General features: G+C 73.6%; 28 protein-coding genes. 13 read left to right on the forward strand and 15 right to left on the reverse strand.

All coding sequences use genetic code 11. From position 1 onward, the window contains the following. Positions 1-297: 297 nt before the first annotated feature. Positions 298-1,071, forward strand: a complete 774-nt coding sequence (locus tag ACN261_RS19165; protein WP_425851384.1) for a hypothetical protein — start codon at positions 298-300, stop codon at positions 1,069-1,071. Here ACN261_RS19165 and ACN261_RS19170 read toward each other — a convergent pair. Further along, positions 1,000-2,589 carry a phospholipase D family protein gene (locus ACN261_RS19170; RefSeq protein WP_425853625.1) on the reverse strand — a complete coding sequence of 530 codons (1,590 nt, stop codon included), beginning with the start codon at positions 2,587-2,589 and terminating at the stop codon, positions 1,000-1,002. The two genes, ACN261_RS19165 and ACN261_RS19170, sit on opposite strands and share 72 nt — an antisense overlap. Positions 2,590-2,725: 136 nt before the next feature. Between ACN261_RS19170 and ACN261_RS19175 the strand changes: the two genes are divergently transcribed. Further along, positions 2,726-2,854 carry a hypothetical protein gene (locus ACN261_RS19175; RefSeq protein ID WP_269756975.1) on the forward strand — a complete coding sequence of 43 codons (129 nt, stop codon included), beginning with the start codon at positions 2,726-2,728 and terminating at the stop codon, positions 2,852-2,854. A 60-nt stretch (positions 2,855-2,914) separates the two neighbouring features. On the opposite strand, the gene ACN261_RS19180 is transcribed toward ACN261_RS19175, so the two are convergent. Together ACN261_RS19180 and ACN261_RS19185 are read right to left on the reverse strand one after the other, a co-directional pair. Beyond that, positions 2,915-3,901, reverse strand: coding sequence for a pirin family protein (locus ACN261_RS19180; RefSeq protein ID WP_421486702.1), 987 nt, complete (start codon positions 3,899-3,901; stop codon positions 2,915-2,917). A 10-nt stretch (positions 3,902-3,911) separates the two neighbouring features. After that, complete coding sequence (locus ACN261_RS19185) at positions 3,912-4,394, reverse strand: MarR family winged helix-turn-helix transcriptional regulator (RefSeq protein ID WP_421486703.1); 483 nt, start codon at positions 4,392-4,394, stop codon at positions 3,912-3,914. A gap of 136 nt (positions 4,395-4,530) precedes the next feature. On the opposite strand from ACN261_RS19185, the gene ACN261_RS19190 reads away from it, so the two are divergent. Both ACN261_RS19190 and ACN261_RS19195 read left to right on the forward strand, forming a co-directional pair. Continuing rightward, positions 4,531-5,058, forward strand: a complete 528-nt coding sequence (locus tag ACN261_RS19190; protein WP_425851388.1) for a GNAT family N-acetyltransferase — start codon at positions 4,531-4,533, stop codon at positions 5,056-5,058. A gap of 375 nt (positions 5,059-5,433) precedes the next feature. Continuing rightward, the gene (locus ACN261_RS19195) at positions 5,434-6,030 is read left to right on the forward strand and encodes a DUF1684 domain-containing protein (RefSeq protein ID WP_425851390.1); all 597 of its coding nucleotides are present in this window, start codon (positions 5,434-5,436) and stop codon (positions 6,028-6,030) included. 60 nt (positions 6,031-6,090) lie between these two features. Here ACN261_RS19195 and ACN261_RS19200 read toward each other — a convergent pair whose 3' ends face one another. Both ACN261_RS19200 and ACN261_RS19205 read right to left on the reverse strand, forming a co-directional pair. Further along, positions 6,091-6,345 carry a flavin reductase gene (locus tag ACN261_RS19200; protein WP_425851392.1) on the reverse strand — a complete coding sequence of 85 codons (255 nt, stop codon included), beginning with the start codon at positions 6,343-6,345 and terminating at the stop codon, positions 6,091-6,093. Beyond that, entirely contained in the window at positions 6,342-6,623 is a 282-nt protein-coding gene (locus tag ACN261_RS19205; RefSeq protein ID WP_425851394.1) for a hypothetical protein, read from the reverse strand. The genes ACN261_RS19200 and ACN261_RS19205 overlap by 4 nt, the downstream gene beginning before the upstream one ends. Before the next feature lie 430 nt (positions 6,624-7,053). Between ACN261_RS19205 and ACN261_RS19210 the strand changes: the two genes are divergently transcribed. Next, positions 7,054-7,821, forward strand: coding sequence for a DUF5753 domain-containing protein (locus ACN261_RS19210; protein WP_425851396.1), 768 nt, complete (start codon positions 7,054-7,056; stop codon positions 7,819-7,821). After that, the gene (locus ACN261_RS19215) at positions 7,812-8,003 is read left to right on the forward strand and encodes a DUF397 domain-containing protein (RefSeq protein WP_088644079.1); all 192 of its coding nucleotides are present in this window, start codon (positions 7,812-7,814) and stop codon (positions 8,001-8,003) included. The genes ACN261_RS19210 and ACN261_RS19215 overlap by 10 nt, the downstream gene beginning before the upstream one ends. 162 nt (positions 8,004-8,165) lie before the next feature. On the opposite strand, the gene ACN261_RS19220 is transcribed toward ACN261_RS19215, so the two are convergent. Further along, positions 8,166-8,753 carry a general stress protein gene (locus tag ACN261_RS19220; RefSeq protein ID WP_377684690.1) on the reverse strand — a complete coding sequence of 196 codons (588 nt, stop codon included), beginning with the start codon at positions 8,751-8,753 and terminating at the stop codon, positions 8,166-8,168. Between the two features lie 150 nt (positions 8,754-8,903). Between ACN261_RS19220 and ACN261_RS19225 the strand changes: the two genes are divergently transcribed. The 3 genes from ACN261_RS19225 to ACN261_RS19235 are packed head-to-tail and all read left to right on the forward strand — an operon-like array spanning position 8,904 to position 12,115. After that, a complete protein-coding gene (locus ACN261_RS19225) occupies positions 8,904-10,751 on the forward strand; it encodes a glycoside hydrolase family 15 protein (protein WP_421409042.1) in 1,848 nt (615 codons plus the stop codon). Between the two features lie 41 nt (positions 10,752-10,792). After that, on the forward strand, positions 10,793-11,572 hold the full coding sequence (locus ACN261_RS19230; protein WP_421409040.1) for an SDR family oxidoreductase: 780 nt from the start codon (positions 10,793-10,795) through the stop codon (positions 11,570-11,572). A gap of 42 nt (positions 11,573-11,614) precedes the next feature. After that, positions 11,615-12,115, forward strand: coding sequence for a metallophosphoesterase family protein (locus ACN261_RS19235; protein ID WP_425851399.1), 501 nt, complete (start codon positions 11,615-11,617; stop codon positions 12,113-12,115). 2 nt (positions 12,116-12,117) lie between these two features. Here the strand turns inward: ACN261_RS19235 and ACN261_RS19240 are convergent, their stop codons facing one another. After that, positions 12,118-12,333 (reverse strand): DUF3072 domain-containing protein, encoded by a 216-nt coding sequence (locus ACN261_RS19240; protein WP_204927697.1) that lies wholly within the window; start codon positions 12,331-12,333, stop codon positions 12,118-12,120. A gap of 94 nt (positions 12,334-12,427) precedes the next feature. On the opposite strand from ACN261_RS19240, the gene ACN261_RS19245 reads away from it, so the two are divergent. Next, positions 12,428-13,366 carry an NAD(P)/FAD-dependent oxidoreductase gene (locus tag ACN261_RS19245; RefSeq protein WP_425853626.1) on the forward strand — a complete coding sequence of 313 codons (939 nt, stop codon included), beginning with the start codon at positions 12,428-12,430 and terminating at the stop codon, positions 13,364-13,366. 29 nt (positions 13,367-13,395) lie between these two features. On the opposite strand, the gene ACN261_RS19250 is transcribed toward ACN261_RS19245, so the two are convergent. Further along, positions 13,396-14,691 (reverse strand): cation:proton antiporter, encoded by a 1,296-nt coding sequence (locus tag ACN261_RS19250; protein ID WP_425851402.1) that lies wholly within the window; start codon positions 14,689-14,691, stop codon positions 13,396-13,398. 160 nt (positions 14,692-14,851) lie between these two features. Then, the gene (locus ACN261_RS19255; protein ID WP_425851404.1) at positions 14,852-16,972 is read right to left on the reverse strand and encodes an ATP-binding SpoIIE family protein phosphatase; all 2,121 of its coding nucleotides are present in this window, start codon (positions 16,970-16,972) and stop codon (positions 14,852-14,854) included. Between the two features lie 186 nt (positions 16,973-17,158). Between ACN261_RS19255 and ACN261_RS19260 the strand changes: the two genes are divergently transcribed. Next, complete coding sequence (locus ACN261_RS19260) at positions 17,159-18,031, forward strand: mechanosensitive ion channel family protein (RefSeq protein ID WP_421486714.1); 873 nt, start codon at positions 17,159-17,161, stop codon at positions 18,029-18,031. A 66-nt stretch (positions 18,032-18,097) separates the two neighbouring features. Here the strand turns inward: ACN261_RS19260 and ACN261_RS19265 are convergent, their stop codons facing one another. Next, positions 18,098-18,463, reverse strand: a complete 366-nt coding sequence (locus ACN261_RS19265; protein ID WP_421486715.1) for a DUF6401 family natural product biosynthesis protein — start codon at positions 18,461-18,463, stop codon at positions 18,098-18,100. Between the two features lie 189 nt (positions 18,464-18,652). After that, entirely contained in the window at positions 18,653-19,582 is a 930-nt protein-coding gene (locus ACN261_RS19270; RefSeq protein WP_421486716.1) for a hypothetical protein, read from the reverse strand. Positions 19,583-19,788: 206 nt separating this feature from the next. On the opposite strand from ACN261_RS19270, the gene ACN261_RS19275 reads away from it, so the two are divergent. Continuing rightward, positions 19,789-20,622: a hypothetical protein gene (locus tag ACN261_RS19275; RefSeq protein ID WP_425851407.1), complete on the forward strand. Its 834-nt coding sequence runs from the start codon at positions 19,789-19,791 to the stop codon at positions 20,620-20,622. 18 nt (positions 20,623-20,640) lie between these two features. On the opposite strand, the gene ACN261_RS19280 is transcribed toward ACN261_RS19275, so the two are convergent. Next, the gene (locus ACN261_RS19280; RefSeq protein ID WP_204927690.1) at positions 20,641-20,853 is read right to left on the reverse strand and encodes a hypothetical protein; all 213 of its coding nucleotides are present in this window, start codon (positions 20,851-20,853) and stop codon (positions 20,641-20,643) included. Positions 20,854-21,014: 161 nt separating this feature from the next. Between ACN261_RS19280 and ACN261_RS19285 the strand changes: the two genes are divergently transcribed. Continuing rightward, the gene (locus tag ACN261_RS19285; protein ID WP_425851409.1) at positions 21,015-22,475 is read left to right on the forward strand and encodes an MFS transporter; all 1,461 of its coding nucleotides are present in this window, start codon (positions 21,015-21,017) and stop codon (positions 22,473-22,475) included. A gap of 143 nt (positions 22,476-22,618) precedes the next feature. On the opposite strand, the gene ACN261_RS19290 is transcribed toward ACN261_RS19285, so the two are convergent. From ACN261_RS19290 to ACN261_RS19300, 3 genes are all read right to left on the reverse strand, one after another. Continuing rightward, positions 22,619-22,882 (reverse strand): hypothetical protein, encoded by a 264-nt coding sequence (locus tag ACN261_RS19290; protein WP_421486719.1) that lies wholly within the window; start codon positions 22,880-22,882, stop codon positions 22,619-22,621. A 113-nt stretch (positions 22,883-22,995) separates the two neighbouring features. Continuing rightward, positions 22,996-23,457, reverse strand: a complete 462-nt coding sequence (locus ACN261_RS19295; RefSeq protein WP_281899028.1) for an SRPBCC family protein — start codon at positions 23,455-23,457, stop codon at positions 22,996-22,998. A 52-nt stretch (positions 23,458-23,509) separates the two neighbouring features. After that, positions 23,510-23,926, reverse strand: a complete 417-nt coding sequence (locus ACN261_RS19300; protein ID WP_421486720.1) for a DUF2795 domain-containing protein — start codon at positions 23,924-23,926, stop codon at positions 23,510-23,512. Positions 23,927-23,973: the final 47 nt, after the last annotated feature.

The following is a 23,973-nucleotide window of genomic DNA, read 5'->3' on the forward strand; positions in this document are numbered from 1 at the left end:
CGTCCGCGGTCAAAAAGACGTGACGCTTCGGTTTAGCTTCAGATGGGCCGTTCGGAAGCCACCATAGCCTGATCGGTGAGCGGAAATCTAGCCGAAAGGCTGATGTACTTAAGTGATTTCAAGTAACAAAGCCACACTATCGGACATGGTTCGCGTCGATTGTGATCACAGGCACCTGTCGGACCGGCGGGCCACCCGGAACCCGACACCACGGCGGCGGTGTCGGCTATCCGTCCTTGTCCCGCCGACAGGACCGCCCGTAGCGTCGCGGGAGACCACCGCCGTACGGAGGACCACGTGCTCGACCCCGCGGACCCGCAGCTCGTCGTCGACAGCCGTACGCTGCACTTCAGCTGGTTGCCGGCCGACCCGGACGCGGTCGTCGCGCTGGTCCCGCCCGGCCTGTGTCCGCGCCCCGACCGGCAGGTCTTCATGAACCAGTACGTCGTCGACGACGCCGGTCAGACCTCCGGCCTCGGCGCGTACTCGCTGACCTACGTCGGGGTGGCCCTCGCCGGGGTCGACGCGCCCGACGGGGCGACCCCCGGCGGCTGGTGGACCCACTACGTCACCTCCAGCCCCCGGGTCCGGGACTACGCCGCCGCCCGGGGCGCCCCGGCCGTGCTGGGACACACCACCCTGCGGGTACGGGGCGACGCGCTGGTCGCCGAGACCGAGGTCGGCGGCGTCCCGCTGATCCGGACCCGGGCCCGGATCGGGCACACCGGCCACCTGCTGCGCACCGGCCACCACCGGTACTTCACCCGGCGCGACGGCGAGCTGTTCAGCGGGGTCTACCCCTACGTCTGCGAACCGGTCAGCCCGTTCGAGATCGAGTCGGTGGAGTTCCTCGACCCCCGGCACCCGAGCTACGCGCTGCGCCCGGAGAACCCGCTGCTCATCGCCAGCGGCTGCTACGCCCCGCGTACCTCGTTCGCCCACCCGGGCGGGCTGACCCGCCACCCCACCCCGCCCGCGCCGACCGCCGACCGGCGGGAGCTACCAGGTGCCCTTGCGGCGGGCGCGCAGCGGCCTGCCGTCGGGGTCGTAGACCAGCCGGTACGCCGGTAGCGCCCACAGCCGGGTGTACCAGGGCAGCCGCTCCGGCCGGTGTGGGCGCAGCCGGCCCGGCGGCCGGGGGCCCGATCGGCCCGAGTCGTGCCACCGCTGGAGGGTGTCCGCCGTGGCGGTGATCGCCGCGACGGCGTCGGCCGGGTCCAGCAGGTCGGCGTCGTCGGCACCGTCCGGGTCGCGGTCCAGGTGCTCGCGCCACAACCGCAGCCGCAGGTCCCGGGCGAACACCCGGGCCCCGTCACCCCGACCCGCCGGGTCGACGGGCACCCGCTCGTCGCGGGTCTCGTCGAGCACCGCGCAGGACAGCTCGCTGTCGTGCGTCCAGGAGCGCCTGTTGAAGTTGTCGCTGCCCACGCTCGCCCAGACGTCGTCGACCACGCAGATCTTCGCGTGCACGTAGACCGGGTCGCCCGCCCGGTTCTCCACGTCGAAGACGTGCACCCGGTCCGGCGCGGCCCGCTCGCACAGCGACAGCGCCTGCTCCCGGCCCACCGTGTTGGGCGGCAGCGCCAACGCGCCGTCCACGTCCGGGTAGCGGGGGACCACCGCGACCAGGTGCAGGTCGGGGTTGTCCCGCAGCGCCTCGGCGAACAGCTCGGCCACCTCGGTCGACCAGAGGTACTGGTCCTCCAGGTAGATCAGCCGGCGGGCCCGGCGTACCGCCTTGGTGTAGCCCCGGGCCACCGTCCGCTCGCCGTCCGGGGCGAACGCGTAGCGGGGCCGCACCGCCGGGTAGGTGCGCAGCACCTGGATGTGGTGCGGGCCGCAGGGCGGCGGATCGGCCGACGGGTCGGGCAGCGGATCGGGGCTCAGGTCGGAGCCGCGCAGCCGGTCCCGCAGGTAGGCCAGCGGGTTCTCCGAGTCCAACGGCATCGGGTCGGTCCACCGCTCGCGGAACGTGGTGTCCAGCGCGGCGACCACCGGCCCCCGGACGGCCAGCTGCACGTCGTGCCACGGCGGGTGCGGGCCGTACCGTGGCGACATCGCGAGCGCCTGCGGGTCGCCGTGGTGGTCGGCGTCGTCGCGGCGGCTGTGGCACAGGTCGATTCCGCCGGCGAAGGCGACGTCCCGCTCCGGGGCGTCGCGGTGGCGCAGCACCACCAGCTTCTGGTGGTGCGACCCGCCCCGCCGGACGCGCTGGTCGAGCAGCACCTCGCCACCGGCGGCGTTGACCGTCTCGCTCAGGTCGCGGTTCTCCGCCTCGCTGTAGGACAACGCGTCGAGGTGGGAGCGCCAGAGCAGCCCCTTGACCAGCACGCCCCGCTGGGCGGCCCGGGCGAAGAGCTGGGCCACCGTCGGGCCGTCCGGGCGCATCCGCTCGTCCGGGTCGCCCCGCCAGTCGGTGAAGAAGAGCTGGTCACCCGCGCCGAGCGCCTCGACCTCGGTGACCAGGCGGTCGAAGTACGCCGACCCGTGAATCAACGGCTCGGCGAGGTTTCCGGACGTCCAGACGGGTATCCCGGAGACCGGGTTGGCGCGTTCCTCAGCGGTCAGGAACCAGTCCTCGATCGCCACGTTCCAGCCTCCCGAGGTCGACGACGTCCTCACGGTAGGACCCCCACCGCCGGTACGCACTCCGGGTCTCCCGGACCCCGCCCGGACGGTGGCCTACCGCACCCCGCGAAGCCGTGAACGCCGAGGAGGCCAGGCCATGCCCGCCGAGACGACGAACCCCGCGACCGAGGACCGTACGGATGCGGTCGAGAGCGAACGCGGCGCGATCCTGGCGGTGCTGCTGATGGTGATCCTCGGGGTGGCCGGGATCTTCGCGGTCTCCTGACCGACGCGGCACCGCCCCGGGCGTCCCGGTGTGACACCGGGACGCCCGTCGGAGTCGGTCTCAGGGGCGGTCGCCCTGGCCGCCGGTGTGCGGCAGCCGCTGGGCGGGAACCACGCCCAGCTTGCCGGCCTGGAAGTCCTCGAAGGCCTGCATCAGCTCGGCGCGGGTGTTCATCACGAACGGCCCGTAGTGCGCCACCGGCTCCCGGATGGGCTTTCCGCCCATGATGTAGAGGTCCAGCGCCGGGGTGTTGCCGTCCTGTTTGCCGGCGGCGGTCACCCGCAGCGCGTCGCCCGGACCGTGCACGGCCAACTGGCCGCCCTGGAACGGCCGCCGGTCGGTGCCGATCGTGCCGCGACCGGAGAGCGCGTAGACCAGCGCGTTGAAGTCGGCCCGCCAGGGCAGGTCCAGCTCCGCGCCGGGCTCCAGCGTGACGTGCGCGATGGTGATCGGGGTGTGGGTCGACCCCGGCCCCCGGTGCCCGGCGATCTCACCGGCGATGATCCGGATCAGCGCGCCACCGTCCGGCGTGGTCAGCAGCGCCGACTCCCGACCACGGATGTCCTGGTAGCGCGGCGGCATCATCTTGGCCACCCGGGGCAGGTTGACCCAGAGCTGGAGGCCGTGGAAGAGACCGCCGCTGGCGACCAGGTGCTCCGGCGGGGCCTCGATGTGCAGCAGGCCACTGCCGGCCGTCATCCACTGGGTGTCGCCGTCGGTGATGGTGCCACCGCCGCCCTGCGAGTCCTGGTGGTCCATGATCCCGTCGATCATGTAGGTGACCGTCTCGAAGCCCCGGTGCGGGTGCCACGGGGTGCCCTTCGGCTCGCCCGGCGCGTAGTCCACCTCGCCCATCTGGTCGAGGTGGATGAACGGGTCGAGATCCGACATCGGCACCCCGGCGAAGGCGCGGCGGACCGGGAAACCCTCACCCTCGTAGCCGCTGGGGGCGGTGGTCAGCCGGCGGACCGGCCGGTAGCTGGTGGTCTCGTCGAGCCGGGGCAGGCGGGGCAGGACGAGGACGTCGTCGACGGTGATCGCGGGCATCACGGGCTCCTCAGGTGTCGCGGTGGGTGGACGACGCGTCCCGGTCGGCGCGCAGCCGCCGGCCGAGCCGGTCGAAGACCCGGGTCAGGGTGGCGACCTCGGCGTCGTCGAGGTCGTCCATCAGGTGCCGCCGGACCGAGGCGAGGTGCCCCGGCGCGGCCTCACGCAGGGCCAGCAGCCCGGCGGCGGTGAGCACCGCCTCGCTGCCCCGACGGTCCCCGGGGCAGGACTGCCGGGCGACCAGACCCCGCCGCTGCATGGTGGAGATCTGGTAGGTGAGCCGGCTGGGCGAGAAGACCAGCCGGGTGGCCAGCTCGCCCATCCGCAGCCGCTGGCCCGGTGCCTCGGAGAGCAGGACCAGCACGTGGTAGTCGGCGAAGCTCAGCTCACCGTCGGCGCGCAGATCGTCCTCCAGCCGGGTGAACAGCCGCTGGCTGGCCTCGATGTAGGCACGCCAGCAGGCCATCCGCTCGCTGTCCAGGCCCTCCGTCATGCCCCGAACAATAGCACTCTTTCAAATTTCAACAAGCTCTCTGCTGCCCGTGTGAGCAGTCAGACAACCCTGCTTGACGGGAGGAACTTCGGGATTTGAAAGGAAACGCTGGCCGGTGAGCTGCCAGACTGCCCCGGTGGAACCTGTGCAGATCACCGCACCCGGCCTGGTGCTGCGCCCCTGGCGGGCGGCGGACGCGCCGGCCGTGCTGGCCGCCCTGGTCGACCCCGACATCGTCAGGTGGAACGGGCAGGGGGTGACCGACCTGGCGCAGGCCGCCGCGTGGATCACCCGACGGGCCGACCGCAGCGACGGCAGCCACGTCTCCGTCGCGGTGACCGACGCCACCGACGGGACGCTGCTCGGCGGGGTCTCCGTGCACCAGATCCGGCTCGGCAACGCCGCCGTCGGCTACTGGACCGCCGGGCCCGCGCGTGGACGCGGGGTCGCCGCCGGCGCACTGCAGGCGCTCACCGGCTGGGCCTTCACCCACCTCGACCTGCACCGGATCGAGCTGTGCCACGCGGTCGACAACCCCGCCTCCTGCCGGGTCGCCACCCGCGCCGGCTACCGCTGGGAGGGGACGCTGCGCGAGTCGTACCGCTACGGCGACGGCCACCGCCACGACGAGCACCTGCACGCCCGCCTGGCCACCCACGACTGACCCGCTCCGCTCCCGCTCACCCGTCCCGCCCCCGCTCACCCGTCCCGCCCCCGCTCACCCGTCCCGCCCTCGCCGCGGCCCTGCCCTGCCCTGTCCCGGGTGATCAAGAGCTTTGCGTCACCGTTGAGCCGGAATGCTGACGCAAACTTCTTGATCACCGCCGCTCGGCGCGGTATGCCGGCGGTGTCCCCGGTGATCAAGAGGTTTGCGTCATCGTTCAGCCCGATACTGACGCGAACCTCTTGATCACCGGGGACGGCGGCTCGGGGAGGGCGCGGGGGTGCGGGGGAGAGGGGCTCAGGGCGGGGGAGGGGAGAGGGGCTGGGGTGGTGGGAGAGTGGCTGGGTCGGGCTGGGGGCTGGTTAGGGTCGACGGGTGGACGACCTCGACGTGCTCGACTGGCGGGAACGCACCGCCGCGCTCTACCTGTCCGACACCGACCTGGCCGGCTTCCGGGCCACCCGGGACGAGTTGTTCCGCAGTCACCCGGCCAGCCCGCTGCCGGCCGCCGACCGGGCCGGCTTCCCCGGGCTCGGCTGGTTCCCACCGGACCCGGCGGTGGTGGTCGAGGCCCTGCTGCGACCCGCCCACGGCACCGAGACCATCGACACCGGGGGCCCCGACGGGGTGGTCCGCTACCGGCGGCTGGCAATCGCCGAGACCCCGTGGGGGCCGCTGACCCTGTGGTGGATCGAGGCGTACGGCGGGGGACTGTTCGTGCCGGTCCGCGACGGCACCAGCGGCCGGGAGACGTACGGCGGTGGCCGGTACCTCACCGACACGGTCAAGGGGACCTTCGGGCGGGGACTCACCGTGCTCCCCGGTCACCGGGTGCGCCTCGACGCCAACTACCTCTACAACCCCAGTTGCGCCTACGACGACACCTGGGCCTGCCCGCTGGCACCCCCGGAGAACCGGCTCGCCACACCGATCCGGGCCGGTGAACTGGTCTATCCTCGCCGCGACCGCTGACCCTGCCACGTCCCCGCCCCGCCCCGCCCCACCCGCCCCGCCGCTCGGCGAGAGGTGCGGTCAGCGGCCGGCCTGGCATGCCCAGGTCAGGAATCGGTCGGTCACGTCCACGGGCCTGCCGCCGTCGAGCTGCGTGAGCTGGTCTTCGGCTTCCTCCTTGAGCTTCGACAGCAGGGTCAGCAGGCCCGGCCGGTCGTCGGCGTACGCCGCGAGGAGCGCGAGTTTCGCTTCCCCGCAGGGCCACGGGTGGGCGTCGATCCGGCAGAGCCAGGTGGGTGGTAGCGGCGTGTGCCGGCCGGGAAGCAGCTCGGTCATGCCACCATGACCCTTCCCGGGATCGGCCTGCGCGGAGCCGGTCGACGGGGGCCGGGCTCCAGACGCGTCGCTCCGGCCGGCATCAGGAACAGGGTCCGCCGCCGGACCGCGTCGCCGGCTGCGTCCAGCTCGTAGGCGTCGATCCACAACCAACAGTCGTACGTGTGCCGGTCGGTGAGCACCCGGATGACCCGTACCGTGATCGGACGGATGAACTGCACGCTCGCGGCGCGCGTCAGGTGGAGCACGTCACCGGGGCGGATCGTGTGCGGGGTCACCGGGCTGGCTCCCGTTCCAGCCGGGAGGCCCGGCGGTGGCAGGGGGTCCGGCGGTGGCAGGGGACGGCGTTCGCCAGCCGGCCGGGGCCTCGCCATGGTGGGATGAACGGCCCGATCGGGCCGGGCACCGACGGGCGTGCCGGTGGTGGGTCGTCGTCAGGCTTGCGGTGCGGCTCGGGCGGCGGTGGGCGGTCGGGCTCCGGCGCGTCCGGCACGGTGCTCCCCCTTCGTAGCGGTGGATGGAACGGGGGCCGCCTCCTGCCCCTCCACAGGAGACGGCCCCCGCAGCAGACGCGGCCGGCGGATCTCCCCTCCGACCGGCGGCGCCGCTCTGGGCTCCACCTTGCCGAGGGTTGTGTAGCAAACACACCGCGTAGCAATATGCAGGCAGACGTTCGGAACGTTCGGCCGCAACGTGGGAGGGAGCGGGATGAATCTGGCAGTCAAAGAGGCCATGGCGCAGACCGGGGAGACCGCCGAGAGCCTGGCAGCTCAGGTCGGGGTCGACCCGAAAACCGCAGCCAGGTGGGCACGCCACGGGAGCATCCCGCAGACCCGGCATCGCGCCAAGGTCGCGGCGGTCCTGGGCCGCGACGTCCTGGACCTCTGGCCGGATGCGGTGAAGCGTCGTGAACCGGCATGGTTCCGATCCTGGGTCGACATCGAGCGCGAGGCGGTCGCCCTGCGGGGGTTCGAGCTGGCGTGGGTGCCCGGCCTCCTGCAAACGGAGGCGTACGCGCGGGCGACGCTGGCGCTGGCGACACCCACCCCCGAAGAGGTCGACGAACTGGTGACGGCACGGATGCAGCGGCAGGCGATCCTCCACCGGCCAGAGCCTCCGCTCGTCGTCGCGGTGCTCGATGAAGCGGTCCTCCGGCGGCGTGCAGGTCGGGACGGCAAGCTGATGCGCGAGCAGTGCGAATACCTCGCGGCCTGCGCCGAACTGCCGTGCGTGCAGGTGCACGTCGTACCGCTCGACACGCCCATCTACCTGGGCATGGGCGGTCCGTTCGTGCTGGCCGAGCTGCCGGACGGTGCGCGGATGGCGCACCAGGACGGTCCGGCCAGCGCACACGTCACCGACGACGCGGCAGAGATCGCTAGCCTTGAACGGAGGTGGGCCCGCATAGTCGGCGAGGCCCTACCCCGGTCGCAGTCTCTCGACCTCATCAGGAAAGCGGTGGCAGCATGGACCTGACCGGCGCGCGGTGGCGCAAGAGCACGAAGAGCGGGGACAACGGCGGAAATTGCGTCGAGGTCGCCGACAACCTGCCCGGCGTCGTCCTGGTGCGGGACACGAAGGACCGTGCGGGTGGGACGCTGGCGTTCGCGCCGGGTGCGTGGCGGGGGTTCGTGGACTTCGCGCGGGCGTCCCGCTAGCCAGAAATCCCAGGGCCCCCGTCGGCCGGGGCCTTACTCGCTGCCCGAGTGACGGGTGCTCCCGGCGGGTCGTGGTCGGGCCGCCCGCCCCGGTGGCGGGCCGACCACGCGAACCGCCGTCCCGACGCTGGGCGCGTCGGGACGGCGGCGGGGTCGGACGGGTCAGCGGGCGGTGGCCCCGGTCGGGGTCAGGTGCATCCGGCCGAGCAGCTGCCGCGCCTGGTCGGCCAGGGCGGCGTCGACGGTCACCGCGTACTGGCCGGCGCGTAGCGAACTGGCCGAGGTGAAGTCGCGCTGGCCGCCGGACATGGCGTGCGCCACCGCGCCGAACACGGCACCCCAGATCGCGCCGATCACCAGGCCGACCAGGATCACCGCGAGCCAGTTGCCGACCGTGAAGATGCCGAACAACAGGCCGATGAACAGCCCGAACCACGCGCCGGTGCCGGCACCCAGCAGGGCGGCGCGTCCCGTGGTGAGCCGGCCGAGCACCGTCTCCACCAGGGTGAGGTTGGTCCCGACGATCGCGGTGTGCTCCACCGGGAACCGGTTGTCGGCCAGGTAGTCCACCACGCGCTGCGCGGACGGGTAGTCCGGGTACGCACCGATCGTCACCGTGGGCGGACCGGCCTGCGGGCCGTGTCCGTCCCCCGGTGGGGTCGCCGGCCGGCCGGCCGGACCGGACGGGAGGTTGTCGCCGCCCGGCATCCCGGGGCGCCAGGTGGCGGTCGGGTTCGCTGCTCTGGTCATGGCTCCTCCTTCGTCAACGACCGGCGTTCCCGCCGACCCGCCGGGATAACGCCCGGCGGCCCGGCAATAGGAGCGGCCCGGCAATCCGGGCCGCGGGGACAACCCCGCCGGGCGAGGCATGCGGTACGAGGAGCCCGGGTAACCCGCCCCGTGGACAGCGGACGGATCAGCGAGCACGGGTTCCTCGCCGACGGGCGCAGCGCCGCGCTGGTGGACCGGCACGGCTCGGTCAACTGGTGGTGCCCGGCCCGGTTCGACAGCCCGTCGGTGTTCGGGCGGCTCCTCGACGACCGGGCCGGGCACTGGTCGATCGCCCCGGAGGGCGACGACGTCCGGGTGTCCCGCTCCTATCTGGACGACTCGCTGGTGCTGCGTACCGTCTTCCACACCGGCACCGGCTCGGTGGCGGTCACCGACGCGCTGGCGCTGGAACCGGGGGCGCGGGGCCACGACATCGGCCTACGCTCGCCCCGGGTGCTCGCCCGGCTGGTCGAGGGGCTCTCCGGCGAGGTGCCGGTACGCGTCGAGTTCGCTCCCCGGTTCGAGTACGGCCGGGTCACCGCGTACCTGACCCACGCCGACGGGGTGATCGACGCGCGGGCCGGCGCGTGCCGGCTCAGCCTGCGCTCCGACGTGCCGTTGGCCTGCCGGCACGGCGACGCCGTCGGCCGGGCGACCGTCCGGGCCGGGGACACCCTGCGGCTCACCCTCGGGTACGCCCCGACCTACGACGGCGGCGAACCGGCGCTGCCCGCCGCCGACCGGGTGGTGGCCGACGCGGTGGCCGGCTGGCGCTCCTGGGCCGACCTGCACGACTACCGGGGCCTGTACCGCGACCAGGTACGACTCAGCGCGATGGTGGTGCAGGGCATGACCTACCAGCCCAGTGGCGCGATAGTCGCGGCGGCCACCACCTCGCTGCCGGAACAGGTGGGCGGCGACCGCAACTACGACTACCGCTACGTCTGGGTCCGCGACTTCAGCCTCACCCTCCAGGCGCTGTGGCGGTCGGCCTGCCCCGACGAGGCCGACCGGCAGTTCTCCTGGGTGGCGCGGGCGATGGGCCGCATCGACGACGGCCGGGTGCCGATCATGTACGGCGTCGAGGGGGAGCGGGACCTCACCGAACACTCCCTCGACCACCTGCGCGGCTACGCCGACAGCCGACCGGTGCTGGTCGGCAACGACGCCTGGACCCAACGGCAGAACGACGTGCTGGGCGAGATCCTCGACGCCGCCTGGCTGATGCGGCACTACCTGGACCCGATGTCGCCCGACGTACGGCACCTGCTGCGCGCCCTGGCCGACCAGGCGGTCCGGGCCTGGCACCTGCCGGACTCCGGCATGTGGGAGTCCCGCGACGCCGAACGGCACTACCTGTCGTCGAAGGTGCAGTGCTGGACGGCGCTGGACCGGGCGGTCCGCTTCGGTCACCGGCTCGGTGACCCGGCCGACGTCGGGCGGTGGACGCGGGCCCGCGACGAGGTCCGCGCGGCGGTGCTGCGGCGGGGGTGGAACGACCGGCTGGGCGCGTACACCGGGGCCTTCGACTCCGACCGGTTGGACGCCTCGGTGCTGCTCATGCCGCTGGTCGGCTTCCTGCCCGCCGCCGAGGCGAGGATGCGCTCCACCATCGACGTGGTGGAGCGGCGGCTGTCCCGCGACGGGCTGCTGCGCCGCTGGGACGGTGACCCGGCGGGCTTCGTGATCTGCTCGTTCTGGCTGGCGAGCTGCCTGGCCCTGGCCGGCGAGCAGGAGCGGGCCACCCGGCTGTTCGAGCAGCTCGCCGGCCGGGTCAACGACCTCGGCCTCTACGCCGAGCAGATCGACCAGGTCACCGGCGAACAGGTGGGCAACTTCCCGCAGGCCTTCTCGCACATCGGCCTGATCAACGCGGCCGGCCTGCTCACCGACATCGCCGAACGACGCCGCGACCTCGCCACGGAGCGGCCGCATTTCGTGACGACCGGCACCGACGTCGTGGCGACGTCGACGTGAGCCGTGCCGACCGGCACGGGACCTACGGAGGGGACACGCTGATGAGCGGACGACTGACCGGCCGCACCGCCCTGATCACCGGCTCGGACTCGGGCATCGGGCAGGCCACCGCGATCGAGTTCGGCCGGGAGGGTGCCGACGTGGTGGTGCACTACCTGCACGACCACGCCGGCGCGAACCACACCCGGGCCGAGATCGAGAAGGCCGGCCGGCGGGCGGTGGTGGTGCAGGGCGACATCAGCGTCGAGCACCAGGTCGAGGCGATGTTCGACGAGGCGTTGGCGGAGTTCGGCACGGTGGACGTGCTGATGAACGACGCCGGGGTGGACGCCTCCGGCATCGGCGTGGCCGACCTGGACACCGAAACCTGGGACCGGTGCATCCGTACCAACCTGTACGGAATGTTCTTCTGCTGCCGACGCTTCGTCCGGCACCGCCGGGAGCAGGGCGGCGGCGGGAAGATCATCAACATCACCTCGATCCACCAGGAGGTCGCCCGGGCCGGCGGGGCGGACTACGACGCCAGCAAGGGCGGCATGCTCGAACTGGCCAAGAGCCTCGCCCTGGAGGTCGCCCCGATGCGGATGAACGTCAACAACATCGGACCCGGGATGGTGCTCACCCCGTTCAACCAGGAGGCCATCGACGACCCGAAATACCTGGAAGAGCAGGTGCAGAGCATCCCGTGGAAGCGGGCCGCCGAGCCGGTCGAGATCGCCCGGCTGGCCGTCTTCCTGGCCAGCGACGACGCCGACTACGTGACCGGGTCGACGTACTTCATGGACGGCGGCCTGATGCAGAATCAGGGTCAGGGCGCCTGAGCCGGCCGGCCGCGCCCGGCCCCCGCCCGGAAGGCCCGCCTGATGCGGCTGCTCATGATCGCCGACACCCACCTGCCCCGGCGCGCCCGGGAGCTGCCGGACGAGGTCTGGGCGGCGGTGGACGCCGCCGACGTGGTGCTGCACGCCGGGGACTGGGTCGAGGTGGAGCTGCTCGACCGGCTGGCCGACCGGGCCCGCCGGCTGGTCGGCGTGTACGGCAACAACGACGGCCCCGACCTGCGGGCCCGGCTGCCCGAGGTGGCCGAGGTGGAGCTGGCGGGCCTGCGGGTGGCGGTGGTGCACGAGACCGGGCCGAAGACCGGCCGGGAACAGCGCTGCGCGGCCCGGTTTCCCGACCACGACCTGCTCGTCTTCGGCCACTCGCACATCCCGTGGGACAGTGTCGCGCCGGGCGGCCTGCGGCTGCTCAACCCGGGCTCACCCACCGACCGGCGGGCCCAGCCGTACGCCACGTACCTGACCGCCGAGGTGGCGGCGGGACAGCTCGACCGGGTCGTGCTGCACCGCCTGCCACCCCGCTGAGGTCACCGGCCCCGGCCGGTCTCCTCCTGCAATTCGTCGATCCGCCGGGACGCCTCCGCCTTGGTCAGGTCGTCCGGCACCTCCTCGCCGGCCTCCCGGGCGAGGGTGTGCAGGTACGACTCCTGGGCGGCGGTCGGCGGTTCGTCCCCGGTCACCCACTCCTCCGGGTCCTTGATCGCCCCACGTGGGTCGGGCTGCTGGTCGTTGCGGTCGGTCATCACGTTCACCTCTCCTCGAACAGCCGTGCCAATACCCCGCCGGTCGCCCGCTCATGCCGGTCGCGGTGCCTACGATCAACAGGTGGACACGGATGTGATCGTGGTGGGTGCCGGCATCGCCGGGGTGGCGTGCGCCGGGGAGCTGGCGCGGGCGGGCGTACCGGTGCAGGTCCGGGAACGCGGTCGGGTGCCCGGTGGTCGGATGGCCAGCCGACGCTTCGACGGCCGCCCCGCCGACCTGGGGGCGGCGTACCTGACCGCCGACGACCTGGACTTCGTCGAGGTCGTCCGGCGCTGGCAGGCCGCCGGGCTGGTACGGGAGTGGACCGACACCTTCGTCGCGTACGGCCCGGACGGCCGGCGGGAGGTGCCCGGACCGGTCCGCTGGGCCGCCCCGCGCGGCCTGCGTTCCCTGGTCGAGGAGCTGGCCCGGGAGTTGCCGGTGACCGTGGACCGGCTCGTGTCGGGCGTCGCGCCGGGCCCGCTGGTGGACGGGGAGCCCGCCGCCGCCGTGGCGCTGTGCACCCCGGGTCCGCAGGCCGCCCTGCTGCTCGACCCGGCGCTGAGCGGGGCCACCCGGGCCGCCGTACGGCAGCGGTGGTCGCCGGTGCTCGCGGCGGTGCTGCGTTTCCCCGGCCGTCGGTGGGCCGACTTCCGGGGCGCGTTCGTCAACGACCACCCGGTGCTCGCCCTGGTCTGCGACGACGGCGACCGGCGGGGCGACGCCGCCCCGGTGCTGGTCGCCCACACCACGCCGGAGTTCGCCGCCGGGCACCTGGCCCAGCCCGGCGCGGCCGGCCCGGCGATCGAGGAGGCCGTGCGGGACCTGCTCGGGTTGCCGGACCCGGCCGAACTGACCCATGTGCACCGGTGGACGTACGCCCGGCCGGTCGAGCCGGACCCCGACGGCGGGTTCTTCCTCGACGACGACCTGGTCGGGCTGGCCGGGGACGCCTTCGGCAGGCCCCGGGTGCAGAGCGCCTGGCGCTCCGGCCGGGACCTGGGCCGGGAACTCGCCCGCCGGCTCACCTGACCGTGCGGCCGGCCCGGTCCGGTGCCCGGTCAGCCCCGGGCACCGTCCAGGGCCGGCTCGTCGCGCCGGCCCCGCTCCGACGGGTCGGAGGTGCGTTCACCGGCCCGGTCCAGCAACTGCATCACCGGGGTCGCGGCGATCCCGTGCACCACCACCGAGACGACCACCACCAGGCCGACCGTCGCCCAGATCAGGTCCGCCTGGGCGAAGTCCGCCTTGGTGGTGGCGTACGCCAGGTAGTAGAACGAGCCGACGCCGCGGATGCCGAACGACGCGATCACCCAGTGCTCCGCGGGGCGACCCGGTGCGCCGCGCAGCGACAGCCAACCGAACAGCGGCCGGATGACGAACACCAGCGCCAGCCCGACCGTCGCCGCCTGCCAGGTGAGCGGGGCGAGCAGACCGGTGATCACCGCGCCACCGAACAGGAGCAGCAGCAGGACGGTCAGCAGCCGTTCGGTCTGCTCGGCGAAGTCGTGCAGCACGGCGTGGAACTCGTGGGTCCGTTCGGCGGCCCGGATCGCCCGCGCAGCGACGAACACGGCCAGGAAGCCGTACCCGCCGATCACCTCCACCAGCCCGTACGCCAGGAAGGTGGCGGCCAGCGCGAGGAAGCCCTCGGCGTGCCGGGCCAGCCGCAGCTCGCTCGGGGCGCGGAAGAACAGCTTGCCGAGCAGCCAGCCGACCAGCAGGCCCCCGCCGACGCCGACGGCCAGCTTGTAGAGCACGTCGATGGTGAACCACTCGGCGAACCAGCCCGACGGGGCAAGCCCGGCGGTGGCGATCGCGATGGCCGCGTAGACGAACGGGAAGGCCAGGCCGTCGTTGAGGCCGGCCTCGGAGGTCAGCGCGAAGCGCACCTCGTCCTCGGAGTCCTCGGCGTCAGTGGGTTCGCCCACCTGGACGTCCGAGGCGAGCACCGGATCGGTGGGGGCGAGGGCCGCGCCCAGCAGCAACGCGGCGGCCGGCACCAGGCCCGCCCACCACCAGCCGAGCAGCGCCACCGCCGCGATGCACAGCGGCATCGCGATCGCCAGCAACCGCCAGGTGGACGACCATTTCCGCCAGCTCAACGGTCTGTCGATCTTGAGGCCGGCACCCATCAACGCCACGATCACGCCGATCTCGGTCAGGTGGGTGGCGACCTGCGGGTACCGCAACGGGTCCGGCGCGGGCAGCCCGATCGGCAGGGCGAAGACCAGCATCCCGAGGCCGAGGAACGCTATCGGCATCGACAGCGGACGACGCTCCAGCAGGCGGGGGAGCACCCCGGCCAGCAGGGCACCCGCGCCCACCAGCGCGAACTCGACATCGACCAGTTCCACCCCGACCGCCTCTCACCCCCGGCCACGAGCGTGGGCGGGGGTGGGACTGTGCCCCGTGACCGGCCGGGCTAAGCCTGGGTGTCCGGCTTGTCCCGGCACGGGCGGTCGATCACTGGCCGCCGATGGCCGCCGGCCGGGTCGGACCCACCGGCACGGGCGGTCAGGTCGGAGGCAGGAGGATCTCGAACCAGACCGTCGAGCCGCGTACCGTCGGGTCGGTGCCCCAGGCGTCGGAGAGCTGTTCGATCAGCCCGAGGCCCCGGCCCCGGCTGCTCAGCGTGTCGGTCTGGGCGCGGGTCACCGTGCCCCGGGTGCCCGAGTCGGCCACCGACACCAGCAGCCGTTCCGGGCTCAGGTCGATCTCCACCCGGGCGGCGGTGCCGGCGTGCAGCAACGCGTTGGTGGTCAGCTCGCTGGTGCACAGCACGGCCGCGCCGATCACCGCCTCGGGCACCTGCCACTCGGCGAGCTGTGCCGTCATCCAGTGGCGTACCCGGCTGGGCGCGGTCGGTTCGGCGGGCATCTCCATCCCGGCCGACCGGCTCGGCTTGAGCGCGTGCTCGACCGCGAGCACCGCCACGTCGTCCTCGGTGGCGCCGGGGACCGCGCCGGTGGCGACCGCGCACAGCGCCCGGGGGTCACCGCTGGCCGCCCCGGCCACCGCCGACGCCAACCCGGCCAGGCCGGCGGTGAGGCTCTGCCGCCGCCGCTCGACCACCCCGTCGCTGTAGAGCAGCAGGGTGTCGCCGGGGGCGAAGGGCACGGTCGCGGTGGGCGGCCGGCACCCCAACCCCAGGGGCGCGCCGGTCGGCAGCTCGACGAAGTCGGCGGTGGCGACGCCGTCCGGCCCGGTCCGTCGGATCAGCGGCGGGGGATGCCCGGCACTGGCCAGGGTGATCTCGCCCCGGTCGGCGTCGACCACCCCGAAGGCCACCGTCACGAACAGCTCGTGGGTGCCGGTCTCGGTGCCCAGGCTCGCCACCAGCCGGTCCAGCCCGGCCAGCACGGCGTCCGGGCGGGGATCGGTCAGCGCCAGCGCCCGCAGCGCGGCGCGTACCTGCCCCATCCGGGCCGCCGCCTGCACGTCGTGCCCGGCGACGTCGCCCAGCACCACGCCCAGGTCACCGGAGGGCAGCAGGAACGCGTCGTAGAAGTCGCCCCCGGCGGCGTTGCCGTCGACACCGGGGTCGTAGCGGGCGGCGATGCGCAGCCGGGGCAGCGCCGGCAACTGCTCCGGGAGCATGCTGCGTTGCAGCAGCTGGGCGGTGCCGTGCTGGGTCTCGAACCGGCGGGCGCGCTCGGCAGCCTGACCGACCAGCTCGGCCGAGGCGGCCAGCAGCGCCCGTTCCGCCGCCGTCCAGCCGTGCGGGGCCTGGTAGCCGACGGCGAGGCCGCCGCGGATCACCGACGAGCGCAGCGGCAACGCGGCCAGCGAACGGATCTTCTGGTCGTGCCGGTCGACGGCGGTGTCCCGCAGCGGCTGGCCGTCGCCGGCGAAGAAGGGCACCCCGCTGCGCGCGCCGACCACCACCGGGGCGGTGGTGTCCGGCGGGACGGGCCGCCACAGCGGGGGCAGCCGCTCGTCGGCCTCGTCGAGCAGTTCGCCCCGGATGCGGCGGACCAGCCGCCAGGCGGGACCGTCGTCGACGGCGAAGGAGACCTGGTCGGCGTCGAAGGAGTGCAGCGCGTAGCGCAGCGTCACCCGGGCCACGTCGTCGAGGGTGAGGGTGCCCGACAGCGCGGCGGCGAAGTCGGACAGGCTCTGCAACTGCTGGGTGAGCTGGCTGGTCTGGGCGGCGACGGTGAGCACGCCGACGATCCGCCCGGTGCTGTCGCGGACCGGGGAGTGGCCCCTGGTGAAGACGGTGTGCTCACCGGTGCCCTGCTGGTGGACGGGGAGCACCGACTCCTTCTGGAGGAAGGACTCGCCGTACCGGTAGGCGCGCTCGATGACCTCGCCGACGCCGGGGGCGTGCCACAGGTCGGCGTAGACCTCGGGGGCGGGCCGGCCCATCGCGTCCGGGTGCCGGTCGCCGATCACCTCCGCGTACGCCTGGTTGTAGAGCAGCACGAAGTCGTCGCCGTAGTGCAGCGCCATCGGCACGGGGCAGGACAGGATCACGTCGACCAGGACGCGGATGGTCACGTCCCAACCCTGTTGCGGGCCCAGCGGGGTGTCGGCCCACGGGTGGGCGGGCACGGCCGTCGCCTCCGGTTCGACCCCGGCCGGCCCCGGTGCGGGGGTTGGTGACGTCGGGACCCGCCCGACCGTGCCTGGCATGCCCGCAGCCTATCCGGAGCCGGCCCGGACGACCCGATCATGCCCGGCGCCTCCACTGACGCCGACCTTCGTGCAGTTCCGCCACTTTTCTATAGACATGTCGGGAAAATCGGTGCGGATTCTCCGGCGTGCTGCTGCGGCGGACGGGTAACCGGGCGGCGCAGTCCATTGGACAGGAGGGACATCATGCCGGAAACCCTTGCGGTCAGGCAGGTCGACATCGGTAGCGCCTTGACCGACATGTGGCGATCGGTGCTGCTGTTCGTGCCGAGAGCCATCGCGTTCATCGTCATCCTCGTGGTGGGCTGGCTCATCGCCCGCGCGGTACTGAAGATCGTGGACGCGGCGCTGGAACGGGTGGGTTTCGACCGGGCGGTCGAACGGGGCGGGATCAGACGCGCGTTGGAACGCACCAAGTACGACGCCAGTGACATCCTGGCCCGCCTGGCGTACTACGCGGTGCTGCTGTTCACCCTGCAGTTCGCGTTCGGGGTGTGGGGCCCCAACGCGATCAGCGACCTCATCCGGGGGGTGGTGGCCTGGCTGCCACGGGCGTTCGTCGCGATCGTCATCGTGGTCGTGGCCGCCGCCATCGCCAACGCCGTGCGGGACCTGGTCTCCGGTGCGCTCGGTGGCCTGTCGTACGGCAAGGTGCTGGCCGACCTGACGGCCGTGTTCATCCTGGCGCTCGGGGTGATCGCCGCGCTCAACCAGGTCGGCATCGCCACCACGGTCACCACGCCGGTCCTGATCGCGGTGCTCGCCACCGTGGCCGGCATCCTGATCGTCGGCGTCGGCGGTGGTCTGGTGAAGCCGATGCAGTCCCGCTGGGACGGCTGGCTGGACCGGGCGGCCGAGGAGTCGCGGGCGGTCCAGGAGCACCGGCGGGCCCGCGCGGCCGGGCAGGGCGACATGAGCCGGCAGATGGCCGACCGGGGCGGCGAGCGGACACAGGCCATGCCGCGCGTCGACGAGGCCCGCACGATGGCCGGTGGCCGGGGCACCTACCAGTCCGGCTCCGGCGACGAGACCCAGCAGTTCGGCCGTCCGGGCAGCTGAGTCGGAAGCACACGTACAGGCAGGGTGTCCGCGCGTGGCGCGGGCACCCTGCCTGCGTGCTTCCGGTCAGGCCGGGTCGAGGTGCCGGGGGTCGAGGGTGCGGGCCAGGGCGCAGACCGCGAGCAGACGGACCAGCACCCAGTCCGGGGCGGTGAAGTCCGCCGCGCCCTCGGGGAACAGGCCGTGCGCGCGGGCGGTGTCGCGTACCCCCTCGGCGTAGCCGGACAGGGCGGCCGGGGTCAGCGGCCGGCGGTCACCGTCGAGGCTGTCCCGGATGGCCGCGGCGTGCTGGTCGACCAGCGCGAGCAGGCCGGGCCGGGCCGCGGCGGCGGCGAGGCCGGGGGCACCGACCGAGGCGCTGAGCAGGGCCAGGTGGGAGCGTGCCGCGCGCGCGGCGGTCCGGGTGGCGACCTGGGGGTACGGCACTCGCATGAGGACCGAGGTTAACCACCCGGTAACCCCGGCGGAGTCGGCCAGCCGGCCGGTACGGGCCCCCCGCCGGTCGACCGGCCCTCGGCCACCGGGACCGATCCGCGCCCCGGCGGCCAGAGGGCGCACCGCCCACCGTCGGCGTCGGGGCGGACAGCAACGGGACGCGGTGCCGGAATCCGCCCCGGCGTGTCAGGGGGTCAACGACCCGAGCAGCACGGTCCCGCCGCACGGCAGCTGCCCGACGTTGCCGACGGTCAGCACGTACTGCCGTTGGCGGGAGCCGTCGGGGTTGGCCCGCTGCACGTACCGGCTCCGGGTCACCTCCAACTGGCAGGCGTTGCCCCCGGCGGCTCCCGTCGGGGCCAGTCCGGGCAGGTAGACCGCGGTCAGCGGGTTGGCGTTGTTCCAGGTCCAGGTGGCCGAGCCCCCGACGGGCAGGGTGCCGGTCGACCACGACGCCGACGGGTCGGTCCGGGCGAGCTGGAACTGACCGGAGCAGGTGATCGTACCGATGTTGCGGAGCACGAAGTAGAACTTGCGTACCCCGTCCGGTTCCTGCCGGTACCAGCTGCGGGTGATCTCCAACTGGCAGGCGGCCGTCGCGGTCGCCCCGGTCGGCGTCACCCCCAGCAGGTACGACACGGTGGGCGCGATCTGCTCCACCCAGCCGTAGTTGCCGCTGGCCCCGGGCGCGAGCGCGCCTGTCGACCAGTCGTGGGTCGGCGTCAGCCAGGACAGCAGGACGGTGGCCGTGCAGGTGAGCGTGCCGCTGTTGCGGACCACGAAGTGGAACCGGCGCTCGCCGCCCGGCTCCCGGGAGTACCAGGTCCGGGCCACCTCGAACTGGCAGGGGGTCGTGTCGCCGGCCCCGGTGGGGGACAGCCCCACCTGGTAGGCGGCGTTGAGCGGGTTGGCGTTGTTCCACACCCAGCCCTGGCTGACGCCGGGTGCGACCGGGCCGGTCGACCACGTCGCCTGCGCGGCGGCGCTGCGGACGGCGGCGAGGCCGCGGGCGTCCCGCTCGCCCACGACCGGGGCGGCCGACGCCGGGGTCGGGGTGAGCGCCACCACCGCCAGCAGGCTCAGCAGCCACGTCCACACCGTCGGTCGTCTCGTCACGGTCGGCGCTCCTCGGGGTCGGGGTGCCGGTGTACGGCGACCGGAGCGCGACGGCTGCCGGGCCCGGTGCCGGTGTGCGGCGGCATGCCGACAAGGTCGCACACCGGTGGCCGCCGTGGCGGGGCCGATATCCGACAGCGCGGGACGACGCCCCGGACGGTCCGGCGTCGCTACAGTCCAGATCCCACCCGGAAGGAATCCCATCGATGGCTCTGTCCCGTTCCGCCCGCCGGTGGTTCGGCGTGCGCCTCGCCGGCACCGTCGCCCTGGCCCTGACCGTGCCGCTCGCCCACCCCGGGGCGGCCGTGGCCGGCACCGCGCTCGGCGACGGCGACGTGCAGATCGCCCGGACCGCACAGGACTACACCTACCGCACCTACCAGCGGCACTGGTCGGTGGTCGCCGTCCAGCCCGCCGCCACCGCCGACTGGGACCTGACCCTGCGCGACGCCGCCGGCAGCACGCTCGCCACCAGCCTCTACGGGCTCGGCCGCACCGACTTCGTGGTGGTCGACTCCACGGCCGGACACCGACCGTTCGGCGCCTACACGGCCGCGGTCACCGCGTACACGCCCGGCCCGTACTGGGTGCAGCAGCGCACCGACACCGCCACGATCACCCTGTCGCCGGTGACGCACTCCGGCACCACCGGTGCGGCCGACCCCGACCTGACCTTCTCCAGCCTGGTCGACCACGACGTGGTCACCGTCGCCGACCTCTGGCTGACGGCGGGGGAGTCGTTCTGGGCGCACACCACGACGGCCGCGTCCTCGCTGCTGCTGGCCGGGAGTGACCCGGCCGACCCGACGAGCTTCGTCCAGAGCCGGGCCACCGTGGCGGCCCGGCAGCACACCGAGGTCATCGACGGCTGCACCCGGTACACCGCGCAGCGCACCGGCTGGCACGCCCTGATCCAGATCGGCGACCGCGCGCCGAGCACACACGTCCCGACCCAGGGCGCCGGGTACGCCCTGCACCGGATCGACCCGGCCCGCCCGCTCAGCTGCCCGCAGCGGGAGTTCCCCGGCCCGACCCCGTGACGGGGGCCGCCGGGCGGGTCAGTCCGCGCTGGTGGCGTCGGCCGGGCGACGACGGCTGGCGTCGTCGGCGATGATCACGGTGGCCACCATGAGCGCGACGCAGAGGCTGAACAGCCACGAGTCGTCGGAGGAGAACCTGGCGGAGACCGGGGCCTGGATGGCGGCGAGCAGGAAGCCGAGCCAGGCCAGGCGACGCTGACGAGGGGTGAGGAAACCGGAGCCCTGTTGCATCCCGAAAGTCTTGCGCGACCCCTTCGGATTACCGTCAGCCGAACGGTGGATTCTGGACGACCTGTCCGGTTTACTGCCCGTCCGGGCGTTCCAAACCACCGGTTCGGGGGAGGCGACAATCACGTCGACCCGTTCTCGATGATGCGGCAGGATGAGCCTCCGTGTCCGTCGCCCCGCCCCGCACCTCCCTGCTCCTGCTCGCCTACCTCGCCTTCGTCAGTCTCGGCCTGCCCGACGGCCTGCTCGGCGTCGGCTGGCCCTCGATCAGCACCGAGTTCGGCGTACCGACCGGCGCGGTCGGGCTGGTGCTCACCGCCGGCACGATCGGGTACCTGACCTCCAGCGTCCTGGCCGGGTTCACCCTCGCCCGGCTGGGCGTGGGCCGGCTGCTGGCCGGCAGCACCCTGCTGGCCAGCCTCGCGCTGACCGGGTACGCCAGCGCACCGGCGCTGACCGTGCTGATCGGCTGTGCGCTGGTGCTCGGCCTGGGCTCCGGGGCGATCGACTCCGGCCTCAACGCGTACGCCGCAGGGGCGTTCGGCCCGCGCCACATGAACTGGATGCACGCCTTCTTCGGCCTCGGCGTGGCCATCGGCCCGCTGGTGATGACCGCCATGCTGAGCACCGGGGCCGGCTGGCGCTGGGGGTACGCCGTCACCGCCGCCGCCCAGCTCGCGCTGGCCACCGCGTTCGCGCTCACCGTCGGCGCCTGGCGGGACCGTGCGGCCGGCCCCCCGTCGCCGCACGCCGCGCCGGTCGACCGGACGGTCGGTGCGCGGCCCGACGACACCGTCGTCGCGCCGGCCGGCCACCCCGGGCCGGTCGACGGTCCGGCGGTGGCCGGGCGTGGTGGACCGGTGGACGACCCGGCGGTGGCCGGGCGTGGTGGATCGGTGGACGACCCGGCGGTGGCCGGGCGTGGTGGATCGGTGGACGACCCGGCGGTGGCCGGGCGTGGTGGACCGGTGGACGGTCCGGCGGTGGCCGGACCGGTGGCCGGGCCTGGCGGGTCGGACGGCGGCCCGGTGGGGGTGCGGATCGCCGACACGCTCCGGTTGCCCGCCGTCTGGTTCGGCGCGCTCGCCTTCGCCGTCTACGTGGCCATCGAGGTGTCCGCCGGGCTCTACGCGTTCCTGCTACTCACCGAGGGGCGGGGGGTGTCCGCTGAGGCCGCCGGGGTGGCGGTCTCCGGCTACTGGGGCAGCCTCTTCGTCGGGCGGGTGGTGCAGGGGCTGGTCGCCGAGCGGCTGGGCACCGCCCGGGTGCTGCGGGGCAGCCTGCTGGGCATGGCCGTCGGGGCGGTGCTGATCGCGCTGCCGGGGCCGGGCTGGGTGACGGTGGCCGGCCTGGTCGTCCTCGGGTTCGCCGCCGCGCCCGTGTTCCCGCTGCTCACCCTGAGCACCGCCGAACGGGTCGGCCGGCAGCACGCCGACCGGGTGATCGGCGTGCAGATCGGCGCCGCCGGCATCGGGGCGGCCCTCATCCCGGCCGGGCTGGGCGTGCTGCTCGGCGACACGTCGGTGCGGCTGCTCGGCCCGGCGCTGACCGTGCTGGCGGTGGCGTTGCTGGTGGCGCACGCCGCCGCCGCCCGCCAGACGGCCGCACCGCCCCCCACCCACTGAGCCCGCTTCCGCCCTTCTCGGGCTCGACCGTCCCGCGCAATCGGGCTTCTGGGCCGATGATGCGGTGTCGTTCGACCGGGACACCGCATCATCGGCCCAGAAGCCGCCGACGCCGACCCCGACCCCGACCCCGACGCGGACCGTCACATGGTGTCGGGTCCGGTACGTCCCGTCGTGGAGGGGCGGTAGGCGCGCTCGGTGTCGGTCATCTCCCGACGCCCGGTCTGCGGGCCGGCCTCCCGGTCCACCGGTTCGGGGCCGTGCCCGAAGGCGGCCTCCTCGCCCGCGTCGTTGCCGGTCGGGTCGTCGGCCTGCCCGTCGATGGTGGACCTGGCGATCGCCCGGTCCAGCTCCTCCAGCGGTGTCTTCTCCTCGTCCCGCCACACCCTGCCGTCGTTGTCCGTCATACCGTCGCGGTACCCCGACCCGATGATCGCAAACGGCCGGACCCGGACGCGGCGACGGCCGCCGGGGAACCGGCGGCCGTCGGAGGTGTGCGTCCGGGTCGGGGGAAGGGGGATCAGGGCTGCGGCCGGTCGACCGACCCGCGCCACGCCCCGGTCTCCTGACCGCGACGCTCGATGAACTGCTTGAACCGCTCCAGGTCGCCCTTGGCCCGCCGGTCGACCACGCCCAGCTTGTCGCCGGCCTGCTCGACCACGCCGTGCGGCTCGAAGTCCATCTGCAGGGTCACCCGGGTGTTGCCCTCGTCGAGCCGGTGGAACGTCACCACACCGGCCTGCTGGGTGCCACCCGTCGACTTCCAGGCCACCCGCTCGTCGGGGAGCTGCTCGGTGATCTCGGCGTCGAACTCGCGCTTGACCCCGGCGATCTCCACCGTCCAGTGGGTCATCGTCTCCGACAGCTGCCGGACCTCCTGCACCCCCTCCATGAAGTGGGGGAACTCCTCGAACTGGGTCCACTGGTCGTAGGCGGTCCGTACCGGTACCGACACGTCCACGTGCTCGATGACGCCGCTCATGCGAAATCCTCCTCTGGCCGCTGGTGCTCGTCCGGATCGTGGGCCGATCCGGTCACCAACGCGTCGTCTCGTTCCGGTGCCCGAGTGCGGCCCACACCTCGGAAATCGTCTGGAAACGGGTGCCCTCCGGCAGGCGCTCCAGGGCGGCCACCAGGTCGTCGGGCGCGTCGTTCTCCCGCGCGTTGGCGATCAACGTCAGCCGGTCCCCGGGCAGGGCCGTCATCGTGATGAACCGACCCAGCCGGCTGCGCGCCTCCACGTCCTCCGAGGTCATCCCCTGGGGGGTGCCGGTGCGCAGGTCGCCCGCCGGTGCCGTAGTCGCGCCCGGCTGGTCCTCGCCGGCCGGCTCCGCCTCGCGGAACTCCTCGACCCGGGAGCCACCGGTGCCCGGCCCCTGGACGAGGCCGCTGACCTCCTGGCTCATCTGGTCGTCGACCCTCGGTGCGTGCTTGCTGCTGCCACGTTCCATGTCTGTTGTGCTACCCGCGCCCGCCCCGGGGAAACACCGATCCGGAC

Origin of the sequence: Micromonospora sp. WMMD723 (genome assembly GCF_049863385.1) — a bacterium.
GTDB lineage: Bacteria > Actinomycetota > Actinomycetes > Mycobacteriales > Micromonosporaceae > Micromonospora > Micromonospora wenchangensis.